This is a genomic window from Sulfurospirillum sp. HTRB-L1, assembly GCF_059415125.1.
Window position 1 is genome coordinate 31,642 of sequence record NZ_JCAHZR010000011.1, and the last position, 13,956, is coordinate 45,597.

Genomic DNA, 13,956 nt, shown 5'->3' on the forward strand with positions numbered 1-13,956 from the left:
AAGGAGAATGAGTGGTATTTTTATCTTTTTCAAGTAAAAACCAAAAGGAAGCCGATAGAGCTCATCAAAGATTAAAAGAAGAAGGGTTCGATGTTTGGTATTCAAACCGTTCTATTGAAGCTGGCGGTAACTATGCTAAAGACATTGTAAGCGCCATTCAATCCTCTCAATGCCTCGTGCTTTTGTATTCAAAATCTTCTGAAGAGTCCGTACATGTACAAAGGGAGTTGGACTTGGCCCTGCGCTACAAAAAGCCCATTTTTCCTTTGCGGATAGAGGACATTGAGCCCCAAGAGGCGATGGAGTATTGGCTAAGCGGTTGCCAATATGTAGATCTTTTTGAAAACGGGAAAGAGAATTTTGAAAAATTCATTGCCCATCTGAAGAAACAGATTGGTGTAAAAGATGATAAAACAAAAAAACTCAATACAAAAAACATACAAACCTTTGCTTTGCAACATTTCAAAGAAATGGGCTATGAAGTTCAAGCAAAAGGCAGTGTGGATTGGGCAGAGCTTACTGAAGTCAAGGCACACTTGCACAAAAACCCCAAATGGAGGGAGTGCGTATTAAACTACCTAGAGGCAAACTGCTTTCATGTTAAAAAAGAAGGTGTTTCTATGATAGTCAATGCAAAAATCCTAGAAAATCCCCAAGCCTCTTCGTATTTTAAGACACTCGAATCAAACTTTTTTTGGGAAGCTAGAAAGGTACTATGGAATGAGGATGAATTAAAAAAAGTGCTCAAGGATTTAAAAAAGCCAGAAGAGCTTATAGAAGAAGATGATATTGACTTTACGCTCAAATCTCATTTGGCGAGTCTATTTCGCAGCAAAGCATCAAAGCGCTTAAGTTTGCTCTTTTACCTTTATGTTAAAACGCCGCCAAAGTTTGAACCAAAAACCTACTCAATGCCTCTTGTGGGAAAATACCAAGAGGGTGAGCAGATGCCAAGCTTGTATCTTAATTACTCTTTGTTTCCATCATGGTGGGGGCTTGGCAAAGACGATATTGAGGGCATAAAAGGCGGTCGTTACATAGGTTTTGAAAAGGCTTTTGAGGCCATCCGCTATGACGCAAAGCTACAAAGCAGCGTGGATTATGAAAACTACGATGGCAGGATAGCCGAAACTCTGGCGGAAGTTTTTTTGAGCAAAAATGAACTGGTGGTGCAAAAGTTTGGCGCAGAAAATATTCTGGGCAATTCTATATCTTTCATTCAAAAGACTTCCGTGCTAGAAGACATAAATGCCTCAGACACAATCAAGCGTTTTATGACATCACCCGATTTGTTTGTTATCAAGCTCAATGATAAAAACGAGATGATAAACGCCTACCTCATGGACGTAAAATACAGAAGTTACGCCAATAGCTCTCTTTTTGAAAAAGCAGTACAAAAAGGCGGAGACCTATACAGGCAAGCACAAAAATACCAAAGCAACTGGAACAATGTGTATCTGTTTATGTTCATACATGTAAAGGATGAACATAGCCTAGCAATCTACATAGAGTCCGTTTCAGACATCTTAAACCAAAAAAAGTTCACACCTTTAGAAAAAAACAGCTCCTTCAAGTGGCTTAGTGGCGATACCATCAAAGAGCTACATGTAAAAGCCTCATCGATTTGGAATTAGAAAGGAATCCCCATGCAAACAAACACTTTTCGTCTCTTTATAAGTTCAACATTTAGTGATTTTAAAAAAGAGCGTGAAGTTTTACACACGAGGGTTTTTCCTAGAATTGATAAGTACTGCACAGAACAAGGCTACAGCTTCCAGCCAATTGATCTTAGATGGGGCGTAAACAACGAAGCCCAGCTTGATCAAAAAACCCTTGAAGTTTGTCTGGAGGAAGTAAAAGCGTGTAAACACTTCCCTCATCCAAACTTTCTCATAATGTGTGGAGATAGATACGGCTATATTCCTTTGTCCTATATGATAGAGAAAAAAGAGTTTGAATTATTGCGTGGCTACATTACTAAAAACAATAAGTCTATCACCATCACATACAAACCGCAAAAAGATAAAGATGGAAAAATCATTAAATATAAGGAACCAAGGCAAACAACACAACTTGAACTCTTGGATGAATGGTACAAAGAAGACAAAAACCAAATCCCTCATGAATACGAAAATTCAACAGCCCATATCCTTCAACCAAGAAGAGATGAATATGCCATCTATGAAAACTGGGAAGCAGAAGAAAACGCACTTAGAGAGACACTCCAAGAAGCAGCCAAAGCGACACTAGACGAATTAACTCCAGCTTATAAAAAATACTTCACCTCCGCTACCGAAGCAGAGGCCATTGAGGGTATCACAGAATATGGCCTCCAAACTTCTAGCCAAAGCAATACTATGGATAAAGAGTATGTATTTGGTTATTTGAGAACTATTGGTAGCCCAAGTGGAGATTATGTTGACCAAGAAGAGTCTTTGCAATCCAGTGCCAAGACTTTCAAAGAAAACCTCAGAAATACCCTGCTTGAAAAAAACATTCACCGAGCTAGTTATAAATCTGTTAAAGAGTGTGAATCAAGTAACTTTGAAGCATTTGAAAAGTATTTTTACGAACATCTCAAGGGTGCTATCGATAAGCAAAAAGAACAAACTGGTGGCCTTACGCCTCTGCAAAAAGAGTTAGCCCAACAACAAAAGTTTAAAAACGATAAATTAAAAGGCTTTTTAGGAAGAGAAAAGACACTTTCTCGTATTGCTACATACCTAAGCAACCAGGAAACAAAACAACCCCTTGTTATTTATGGCCCTTCAGGCATGGGAAAATCCTCTCTCATGGCAAAAGCCATTGAAGAAGCAGAACAAAATCTAAATGACGCAGATCTAATCTACCGCTTCGTAGGCGCTACACAGAGCTCCACCACTCTAAAAGCATTACTCACATCCATCTGCGATGAGCTTCAAGAAAAAAAGATTATTGCACCAATAGAAAGTTATGAATCTGATGAGAATAAATTCCAAGCTCAAATCAAAGAAGCTCTCTCCTCCATAAAAACACCTACCACAATCTTTATCGATGCACTCGATCAGTTGCAAAAAAAAGATTACTTGCAATGGCTACCAGAACTATTGCCAAAAGAACTCAAAATTGTATTTACTGTATTAAAAGATAGTAAATACGAAGAGGATAGCCACTATTTTAATCTGTTTGAAAAAAGTGTAGAAAAAGCTCAACTCATTGACATCGCCCAAGACAGCCTTGAGTCTAAAAAAGAAGAGCTGCTCACTTCACTTCTCTTTTTGGAAAATAGAAAGCTCCAAGAAGACCAAAAAAGCAATGTATTAAAGCAATGGAAAAAAGCAGATTACTCCCCCTTGTATCTTAAAATCGCCATTGAAGAGATAAAAAACTGGTCTAGTTATGGCGATAAAGAAAAGCAAACCTTAAGTGATAGCACTGAAGGAATCATTGAAGAGTTCATAGAAAACCTTTCAACACTCTATCACCACGAACCTATCCTAGTAGATAAAGTCTTTGGCTATATCTACACCTCCAAAGATGGCCTTAGTGAAAAAGAACTGCTTGAAGTCCTCTCAGAAGATTTAGAAGATGAGGAGGTATTTAAAAAAGCAATTATCAATGAATACCATGAGCCAATTAGAACCAAAAACCCAAGAAGAGAAAATAAAGAAGAACTCATACTGCCCCTTTCAACTTGGAGTAGATTACATACCCACATAAAACCGTTTCTAGTTGAAAGAGATATAGACAAACAACCTCTTATGAAGTTTTTCCATAGGCAGTTTACTACAGTAGTTGAAGAACATATAAGCCAAAATAAAAGGGCTTTACATGTAAAGCTTGGAGGGTATTATAGATCTATATCATTTGACTTGATGGTGAGACATGATGAAATAATATTTAAGCTTAAAAACTTTATGCACCATCTGTTTCATTTGAATGAATTTGAAAAGTTAGAAATCTTAATGATTATGTTTAATGATAAGATTATTGAGCATTTATACAAAGAAGACTTTGATAACTTGATGGCTATTTATGATTTTGATAGTGATGTTCCAGAAGTAAAGAAAATTCAAGGCTTAAAATTTGTTTTAGATACTTGCTTTGACAAAGAAAATAAAAAATATACGAAAAAAAGCTATGAGGCAATCGAAGTAACTCCGGAACAACTTGAAGAGTATGGTATTGAAAATTTTGAAAAATTTGATTCAACCTTCAAGAGTGTGGTAAGTGCAGTGGGTTTGAATAAATTCATACTAGAGGAGCCGAAGGAGGAGAATATTGACAACCTCGCCTGGATGAATAATTACTCTTTAATAAATAATAATTATCTCAGGTTGTATATGGCTTTGATTGGAGAAGATTATTTAGATTTTGACCTTGAATCCCAAATAAAGGAATATGTTTGTGATAATTGTCACTGTGTTAGAACGAGCGAACAGCTCGAAGGTGCCTTTTGTAAAAAATGTGATATTGAAAATTTAACCAAGCGTGGTGCATTTCATGTAATCAAAGAGCGCTATTTGGAAGATATTATTGAAGGCGTTATTTATGATGAAGACTATATTGAACTGAATAGTAAAATGCATGGAGATTTTGATGAATGGAGAAGTGATTGTCAAAATAATGCAGAATGTGAATTTGCCAATTTAAATCAAGATTTATATGAGCGAGATCAGCCCCCTGTAGAGTGGGATGATTATATATACGGAATGGCTTCAAGTGATTATAGAAATGCCTATAAATGTGAATATGATTTTTATGATTACGCTAATGATGTTTTAGATTTTGAAAAATATTTAGATGAATTTAAAAAAATTTATTTGGAAGAGAAAGGATTTAAGGATGACTAGCATTAATAGTGTTGACAAATATGGTTTTTCAGAATTATTATACTCTGATTACTGGCAGAACAATGAAATAAAATCCAATAATCTTAAAAGCAGAGGTGCAAGTCACCACGAGTCACTAAAAGAGTATTTTAAGACCGAAAATCCAAGAAAGGAAATAATAAACATTTATAATAGATTTTCTACGATAGATTTTAAAGACTACCTATATTCAGGGTGCTATATTTATCTATACGATGGATTAAAAATTAGTTATGATGGTTTTGAAGAGTGTGATCTGTGGAGATATCTTGATACTAAAAAAACTCAAGAATTTATAGTAAAGGAGCTTAATAAGCTTTTTGTATTTGATATTAAAGAATTTATCACCAGAAAATATTTTGAGCATATCACTGTAGATTATGAGTTTAATTGGAGTTCGATAGATTCTGATACATTTGATTTTTACCTAGATAATGCTGATAATTTTAGCTTGGCGGTATTGGAGAAAATAAATGAAAAAATAAGTTTTTCAATTGAACAAAAAAGAAAAATATCAAAAAATTATAAACTTCTTCAGCTCCCTATAAATTTTAATATATTTGATAAAGAAGCGCTATTGAAAGCGGTAGATTATGGCACACGAGAAGTCAGAGAAGAGATTAAGACAACCAAGAGTAAGAACATAGGCACTTGGGACAAATTTTATGATAAAGATTCGAGTAGTGAAAACCCTTTTAGCCTTAATGATCTTGAAGAAATTGAAAAATTTATGGAAAAGTATAATGAGTATTATGATGACATGTATGACGAGCACAGATCAAAGAATGCTTTTGAGAGATGGGTGCATGGAAATCCACAAATTCAAGAGACTAAAGAATTAATTGCAAAAAAAGAAAAGGAGCTTAAAGCGCTAACAAAGATGTTTAAGGAGATAGAATGGCCTCAACAATCTTCAACGCCAACATACGACACAGATAGCGATGAAATACCATTTTAAGGAGCCTCAATGACCCCATCATCACTCACAACCGAATTTCAAAAATTCCTAAAAAACAATTTTCAAACAACGCCTCTTAAAGCTGCACCATTTTTCTTTGGTGTTTTGACGATAGCTTTTTTCTTTTTGTGTCGAAGTGTAATTCTTAGGGCAAAAGAAAATAAACCCATGGTATTTACTCAATCTAAAACATCAACACAGGAGCTAGGATGAAAAACAAGTATATTAAAATAATAATGCAACAATTACTCGATGTTGCAGATGATTTTAAAAAATCAAAAAATATGATGCATACGGCAATCCTTCATAAAAATGTAATTTCTGGCGTATTTGCTAGTTTAACTTTATTTTTTGGGTTACTCGGATTTATATTCGGCGGTGTAAATATTTTCGATGCTTTACTGGGCACTATCCCTATGTTTGGACTTAATTTTCCCGAAAATGCAGGATCAAATATTTTATTATTTTTGGCCAGCATTAGTGCAACAATAACCATCTTTTTTGTAGCCGCAGTTTTTTTCATGAAAGATTATTTTGATAAAAAGTTGGTAGATGATGCTTTCGCCAAAGATTACACGGCAGTATTTGGACTTAGTAATGTCAACAGATATTTTTTAAGTTGTCTAAGTGCTGGTGAAGTAGCAAATACTATTATCATCGAATCAGACCCAAACAATCAATTTATTGAGAGTTATAGAGAAAAAGGGTTTGGGGTATTTGTGTGCGATGCTTTTGATGAAAATATTTACAAATTGCTTAATTTTTCAACAATGAAAAATGCGGTTATTGATCTTGGTTGCGATAGGTATAATATAGAATTAACAAAAATAATAATAGACAAATATAGTGAAGAAACAGATGTAAAACTTATAGTTCACATACAAAATAAAGAACTAGATATGATTTTCCACACGAGCTTCATAGGCGAGCATAAGAAGAGAATAAACATTAAGACCTTTTCTTTTTATGATGAAGTTGCTAATGACTTATTCTTAAAGCACTCGATTGATGGAAATAGTTTATCCTACATAGATAGCAATGCGCCCTTCAAAACCATTTTAATTGGGGATGGGGTGCTGATTGAAAAAATATTATATAAAATTGTTCTGTTGTCGCATCTGCCAAACGAAAATAAACACATTGTTTACATAATAGATAAAAATGCGGATGCTTTATTAAAGAGACTGAAAAAAACAATATATTACAAGGAAAACAATTTCCCCCATATTGAGTTAAAAGCCGTTAAGTTGGACAGCAGCTATCTTGAATTTTATGAAGATACTGTGTGGCATGAAGACAGTTTAGAAAATGTGATTGTTTGTTTTGATGAAGAAGATAAAAATTTAGAATGTGCTGTTGCGCTAAACAGTAGAGTTTATTTTCAAAAATCAGTGAACAAAGCATTTATGCCGAACGTACTCTTTGGCATTTACAATGAGTTGCAATTAAGCAAAACTATAAATAACAACATCAGTGAATTTAACAAGTTTTTTACTTTTGGCAATATAAATGATATTTTAACCTATAGGATTCTTGTGGATGACGAGAATGATAAAATTGCACAGTTAATTCACTATGGGTATGGTGATGTGTATGATAAGGACAAAATATTATTCACCAAGGAAAACGAAGTAGAAATACAAAAAAAGTGGTTTCTTGAATCAAAATACAGTGATAAATTGTCAAATATATCCCAAGCAAAACACATAGACATGAAACTTAAAGCCATGGGGCTGCAAAGGTTCAAGTGTCGGTCAGATAATTCAAACAAAGAGAAACTAAGATTGTCAAATCAAAAAATAATTTTTGGAAAATTGGTGGCAGATGGAGAGAAGATTGGATTCGAAGAGAATGATTTGATTGAATTTTCAAAAGAGTTAAATAAGCTATATGAAGGAAAAGAATATGTTGTTAAGTATTTTCCAAGTAGTTTTGATACGTTGTTTGAAAAAATGATACGAATGGAACACAATAGGTGGAATTCTTTTCACCATTTAAACGGCTGGAAATATGCTCCAGAAAAAGATAAATGCAAAAAAGAGCATGACTGCCTGTTGCCACTAAAAGATTTTAACAAGAACAGCATTAAGCTTACCGTTATATATGATATATATTCATTTGTGTATCTACCAAACTATTTGGCTGAGGCTGGCTATATGGTCATAGAGTTTTGTGAAGGCTGAAAACCAATACTTTATCCTTGTTTAATAAAAACGACCCAAATGGATACATTGTTCCATTGGACATCAAATTTGATGAGGAGCCCAAATGAGCTGGCAACCTAAAACCCCATTTTTAGCAACTGATGGCATTATTGAGATATACAATGACAAAGGAGTATTTGAGGGTATAGTGCTCATCGAGCGCAAAAACCCTCCTTTGGGGCTTGCCTTTCCTGGAGGGTTTGTTGACATAGGCGAATCCGTAGAAGATGCCCTCGTGCGGGAGATGAAAGAAGAAACCACTCTACATGTAAAAGAGCTAAATCTGCTAGGTGTATTCTCAAACCCTAAACGCGACCCTAGGTTTCATACAGTTTCAGTGGTCTTTACATGTAAAGCTTCTGGCGAGCCTCACGGGGAAGATGATGCCAAAAAAGCATTAGTTATCCACCCTAGTAGCATCGACCCAAAAAAGCTCGTATTTGACCATGGGGAGATTTTGGGAGAGTACTTAAAAACCAAAACGAATCTCTTTTGATGCCACATTTGCAATATTTCATCATGAAATTGTGCAATGAGGTGGATTGGATGGTAAAGAAATGCCAACACTTTCAGCGCCACCAAAGACTTTTTTTATGACAATAATCCTTTTGTTTCACCACACGACAAACCCTGTCGCACAGGATTTGTAAACTCGCATCACCAAATACCTAAAAAAGGAATTTTCCATGTCATCAAGAACCTTCTGGGCACAATGTCAAAGAAAGATTCGGTACGATTACTCGCATGAAGTCCTTGTGGCGGGAATTTGGTCTGCTTTTGGAAATTTACAAGTGGGTCAAGCAATTAAAAGATATATTTGGCGATGAGTCTATGTGTAAACCACGAAGCTAGACTATACAATGAATAAATACTACAAAAATGGAGGTGTTGTGTGATAAAAATTGATAAAAATATAAGAGTTGACGAAGTGCGTAAACAACGATTCGACGACAACATAAGCTTATCTTGGAACCCCATGCATAAAGTGATCCAATACAAAAACGCTGATGAAGAGATAGAAAAAGAGTTAAGTGGACACAAGGATACTGTTGTCGGAGTATACAAGCTAGACGACAGTAACTTCTTAACAGTATCAAGAGATAATTGTGCAAATTTTTGGAGCAAGAGCGGTTCATTGAAAGGCACTTTAGAAAGTCAGCACCCTATTAAGGCTATTGATATTAATGACTCTTATGTTATTTTTATAACATCTGGAGGGGTAAAAAGCTGGGAATTTAATGGAGAGGAAATCTACTCTATAGATGCCAAGCTCGCAGCCTTGAAAGATATCAAAATTGGTGATCCTTATATATATATTTTATCTGATAATTCTTCTGCAATATATAGAAAAATGAATGGAAGTTTGCTTTATAAGCTAAATGGTTTAACTGATTTTATAAGAGAAGTAAAGATACTGCCATCTGGGAGAATGCTTAGTTTGGTAGGTAATTTAATTTCACTCTGGGATGAAAAAGAAGAAAAAATATGTGATATCTATGAAAATTTTGATTTTTCAGAAATAATTGAAAAAGAAGATGATTTGATAATACTCTCCCGCGCAAAACAGGTTGTAATTATTGATAGTGTTGGCAAAGTAAAATCCTCCTTCACGCCCACAAAGAAACTTTTAGCTTCACTGCAAAGCTTGATTCAAGTAAGATCAAAGCTGGATAAAATGCTAATTGAAAAAAATAAAATTGAAATATTTCCTCACATCAACAATCCCTACTCAAAACAGATTAACAACATCCAAGAAGAGCTAGAAAACCAAAATATTGATCTTGAGTCTAATGCTAAAAAATCCATGTGGAGGTTTTTTAATAGGCCAATGCTGGGTTCTATAGTTGGAATTCTAAGTGACGAAGCAAGTGAAATTGATAAGTGTTTAAAAAGAATTGACACAGAATCTGAAGAACTTAAATCAAAGATTGGTGAATTAAGAAAGAGTCTATCTGGCTTCCCTAACACCTCAACTTACTGGGTTATAGCCGCACTTCTATTTGGCGGCGGTATATTTGTGCTAATGTTCTTTCAGCAATCATTGCTTGCTTTTTCGGCCATGGGGATTAGTTTTTTGGTGCTTGGTTTGGTATTAAATGAGGCCAATCAAAAGAAAAATATTGAGTTTGAAATCAAAAAACTCGAAAGTGCAGTACAAACCTTTGATGAAATAAAGCCTGTCGCAGATAGCCTAGATAGTGATATATCCACTTATAAATGGGGGCTATTGAGCAAGATGCCAAATTATATAAAATTATCTAAAATTGTTGATGACAGGATAAAACAATTGGTCGATGAAGATATATGTGCAGAAGCACTTAGATGCTGTGGCTTGACCGAGGATGATATTGTATCAGCAGATAAAAAACCAATAATCTTACGCGATGCTTCACTAATTCAAAAGGACTCTGAATCTTTAAATAGGCATAATTTGCTCTCATTTTGGAAGTCTTCCAGTGGAGTTGTATTTGCTACACAATATATACAATACATTTTTCTAAGTGATAAAAAAATCGATGTTTTTTCAGCTCATTATGACTTCATCCAAGATAGATTTTTCAAGAAAGAATCCCAAGCTTTTTACTATAAAGATGTTACCAATATCTCTAAAAAAGAGGTGGAAAGAAAATTAATAATAGATGATAAAACAGCCCTAGCAACTGAGGTTTCGCTAAAGGTTAGCAGTGGTGATAGCATTGCAATAACCATTCTTAATGAAGATACATTTGATAAAATTTTAAGTCAAAATAAGTCAAATCAAACTAAGAATGAAAGTACAATTGGCCAGCTTGCGAAAGAGCTAGAAATCGCCAAGAATAAAGGAGAGTTAGACAAAGTGGAGGTCATTGAATTTCAGCTGGAACAGCTCAAAACAGATGATAAAAACTCTCTTATTGATGGAGCAATGCACGACAAAGCAGACAAAACGGTTCAAAACATTAGAGCACAAATAAATAAATACAAAAACTAACCAAAATCGCTAGTCAAAAATACAGTAAAAAAGGCCTAAGAATTGCTTAAAGATTCTACGAAAAGCAATGGAGGTACTTTTACGGCAGATAATAGAATGGAGAGGGAATGGGCGAAGACTTATTTATTTCATACAGCTCAAAAGATGAGTCTGTTGTGCGAGATGTTCTACAAGAATTAACTGCAAAAAACATTTCCTATTGGTTTGCGCCCTCTGAGTTGGAGGGTGCTAAACATGATGAAGAAATCGTGCCAGCAATAAAAAATACAAAGATTTTTTTAATATTTTTATCTCAATACTCAAGACCAAGGTTTGATGCAGAGGCAAGTGAGTGGGTGCGTGCAGAACTCCTCACTGCAATAGATTATAAAAAATGCATCATTCCAGTTAAGTTAGACATGAGTGTTGATGAACCAACTAACAATCTGGCATTTAAGTCGCTATCAAACTATATCGATTTTACAGCTTTTGAACACTCTGTGGCGCTAAGTAGAATCAGTAGCATGGTGCAAAGCTTGCTCTTAAATGATAAATACAAGAAAAAAGAGCTAGAAGCCCAGAAGACAAAGGATGATTTTATTGAAAATCTTTTTTTGAGTATAGAGGGAGATATTAAATCCAATAGACTAGGCTTTGCAAAAAAGTCTTTAGAGGAAAATAAAATATTAGCCTCCCACGATAAAATTCACAGGAAAATTCTATTAGAAACAATTATCCAAATGTCTCAGCAGCCTGTAAAAGACATGGTTCGAAAAGATATTGTAGGGTTGATAGAAAAACTGCACTATATAAGAAGTAGCCCTTATAAAAGTGAATCATATTTTTTAGAAGCCATGATAGCTCAATCGTATTTTGAATATAATGGGCTATACGATGATTTAACAATGGGCTTTAGTGGAATCTTAGAGCAATATAAACAATTAAACAAAGTAAATCCTAAAATCTTCCTTCTGTCAAAACACATTAAAAATACAGACAAAGCCTTTATAGTCAAGTGGATGTAGCTTGTTATCGATTAAACCCAAGCAAAAAACATGAAAAATAAAACATTTAGCCTGTTTGCTAGTTCGACATTTGGCGATGAGCTTATGTATAAATTGCATGAATAATTAAACACAAAAAGGAAACCCCAATTGAAAACAACCAAAGAATCACTTAATAACATCGTACTCATCCTAGCCATCATTACTGTCATTTCTGCCTTCTTGGGCTATGTATTTCAACTTGGTCTTGGAATACCAGAAGCTTTTTATAGCATTTATGGCTTTTTTGGGGGAGATGGAGACATAGAAGATATCCAAAGCTCTATTTTTTTAAAAATCGCAGCCTTTACTGCACCGCTTTCAGTTGCTATGTTGATTATCTTTTTCTTTTTCCAAGAGCTCAATAAATGGTGGTTCTTGAGCTTTCAAGCAAAGGGTCACTGTATCATCTGTGGTTTAGGACATATGGGTGTGGTGTTAGCTGAAGATATCCTAGATAATCATAAGCAAAAATACACCAAGCTTGTCATCATCGAACCAGATGAGAGCAATCCCAATGTAGAGCTCATGCGCCTTCGTGGGGCTATTGTTTTACATGGTGATGCTACCAATGCAAAAATAGCCAAAAAAGCCAAAGCAGAGCGTGCCAAATCCATCATCGCTCTCACAGGAAGTGATATCTGTAATTTAGAAATCGCCATCACCCTAGCAAACATGCAAGCGGACGAGCCAAAGCTCTATGTTCACCTAGAACACCGAGAAAACGAAGCCTTACTCCAAAGCCCACTATTTAAAAACCTAAATATCAAAGGCTTTAACACCTATGACCATGCAGCCCAAACACTTTTTATGCGTTTGCCACTAGGGAGCAATGTAGATACCATGGGTGAAGATGTAGTTAGAGTAGCTATCATCGGAGCAGATACGGCAGGAATGAGTGTGCTTTACAGGGTGCTTAACCTAGGGCATTTTTATAATGGCAAACCCATCGAAGTCACTATCTATGATGAAGAGATAGAATCTAAAAAACAGCACTTTTTAAAAACCTATCCCATAGAGCTTGATTGTGCCTATTGGAAAATAGCCTTTCATGAAGAGAGTGTATTTTATGCCCAAAAAGAGCTCCCATGTGACCAAATCATCTTTTGTAAACGCAACACCCAACAAAGCTTTGCAGATGCCATGCGACTGGTGCGCAACAAAGCAAGCTTGCTTGAATATAAAGAGGTATTTGTATTTGCTGATAGTCATGAGATGATCGCAAGCCTTGTAGATGCAGGTAAAGAAGGGGTGTTTAAAAATCTTTTTACCTTTGGAGAGTTCAAAAAAATCTGCGCCCATGATGTCATCGTCAATGAAGCATTAGATAATATGGCTATCCAAACCAATGCCAGATACAATGACTTACATGGGTATAATGAAGAAAACCTCTCTCCAGCCCAACAATGGAAAAACCTAGACCCATTTTTAAAAGACTCCAACCGCATGCAAGTGGAACATCTTTTTGTCAAACTCAAAGTCATCAACAAGTATTTAGAAGAAGCAATCCTTCAAGGCGACTTTGAGACTATCAAGCAAGAAGCCATGCAAAGATGGTTTGTGCATGGTGGCACTATGCTATGGGATGATATCAAAGGAGCTAAGACATTGGCTGCCTACATCCCACTAGATGTTTTAGAAGACCTAGCCCGCACAGAAAAGATGCGTTGGAATGCCTTTCATATCCTTAATGGATGGCAAAAGCTAGACATCCCTCAAGACGCTAAAGATAAGGTAAAAAAAGATAAAGAGAAAAAACTTCATCCATGTTTAGTGCCCTGGGAAGGGCTAGACGGTGTTTCAAAAAACCATAACCATGATTTTAAATCAGATGATGTGGAAACGGTGATGCGAGCTTATGAAATGGCGCAAAGCATAACAAACACCAATGGGCTTTTGTCGGAGGAAATTAGGTGTTTTAAGGAGCTAGTGGGAAAACTTCCAAGATAAC

9 protein-coding genes are annotated in these 13,956 nt (G+C 35.4%); all 9 read left to right on the forward strand.

Annotation, left to right across the window (positions count from 1 at the left end; all coding sequences use genetic code 11):
* Nucleotides 1-11 precede the first annotated feature (11 nt).
* The 9 genes from AC5SLM_RS13450 to AC5SLM_RS13490 all read left to right on the forward strand — a co-directional run bounded on the left by AC5SLM_RS13450 (nucleotide 12) and on the right by AC5SLM_RS13490 (nucleotide 13,955).
* On the forward strand, nucleotides 12-1,634 hold the full coding sequence (locus tag AC5SLM_RS13450; RefSeq protein WP_495251488.1) for a toll/interleukin-1 receptor domain-containing protein: 1,623 nt from the start codon (nucleotides 12-14) through the stop codon (nucleotides 1,632-1,634).
* Between the two features lie 12 nt (nucleotides 1,635-1,646).
* Nucleotides 1,647-4,832, forward strand: coding sequence for an ATP-binding protein (locus AC5SLM_RS13455; protein WP_495251489.1), 3,186 nt, complete (start codon nucleotides 1,647-1,649; stop codon nucleotides 4,830-4,832).
* Complete coding sequence (locus tag AC5SLM_RS13460) at nucleotides 4,825-5,808, forward strand: hypothetical protein (RefSeq protein ID WP_495251490.1); 984 nt, start codon at nucleotides 4,825-4,827, stop codon at nucleotides 5,806-5,808. The genes AC5SLM_RS13455 and AC5SLM_RS13460 overlap by 8 nt, the downstream gene beginning before the upstream one ends.
* 9 nt (nucleotides 5,809-5,817) lie before the next feature.
* A complete protein-coding gene (locus AC5SLM_RS13465) occupies nucleotides 5,818-6,021 on the forward strand; it encodes a hypothetical protein (protein WP_495251491.1) in 204 nt (67 codons plus the stop codon).
* Nucleotides 6,018-7,991, forward strand: a complete 1,974-nt coding sequence (locus AC5SLM_RS13470; protein ID WP_495251492.1) for an NAD-binding protein — start codon at nucleotides 6,018-6,020, stop codon at nucleotides 7,989-7,991. Before AC5SLM_RS13465 ends, AC5SLM_RS13470 begins: the two co-directional genes overlap by 4 nt.
* A gap of 85 nt (nucleotides 7,992-8,076) precedes the next feature.
* Nucleotides 8,077-8,508, forward strand: a complete 432-nt coding sequence (locus AC5SLM_RS13475; protein ID WP_495251493.1) for an NUDIX domain-containing protein — start codon at nucleotides 8,077-8,079, stop codon at nucleotides 8,506-8,508.
* A 396-nt stretch (nucleotides 8,509-8,904) separates the two neighbouring features.
* Complete coding sequence (locus AC5SLM_RS13480) at nucleotides 8,905-10,983, forward strand: WD40 repeat domain-containing protein (protein ID WP_495251494.1); 2,079 nt, start codon at nucleotides 8,905-8,907, stop codon at nucleotides 10,981-10,983.
* A gap of 107 nt (nucleotides 10,984-11,090) precedes the next feature.
* Nucleotides 11,091-11,987: a toll/interleukin-1 receptor domain-containing protein gene (locus AC5SLM_RS13485; protein WP_495251495.1), complete on the forward strand. Its 897-nt coding sequence runs from the start codon at nucleotides 11,091-11,093 to the stop codon at nucleotides 11,985-11,987.
* A gap of 129 nt (nucleotides 11,988-12,116) precedes the next feature.
* The gene (locus AC5SLM_RS13490; protein ID WP_495251496.1) at nucleotides 12,117-13,955 is read left to right on the forward strand and encodes an NAD-binding protein; all 1,839 of its coding nucleotides are present in this window, start codon (nucleotides 12,117-12,119) and stop codon (nucleotides 13,953-13,955) included.
* Nucleotide 13,956 lies beyond the last annotated feature (1 nt).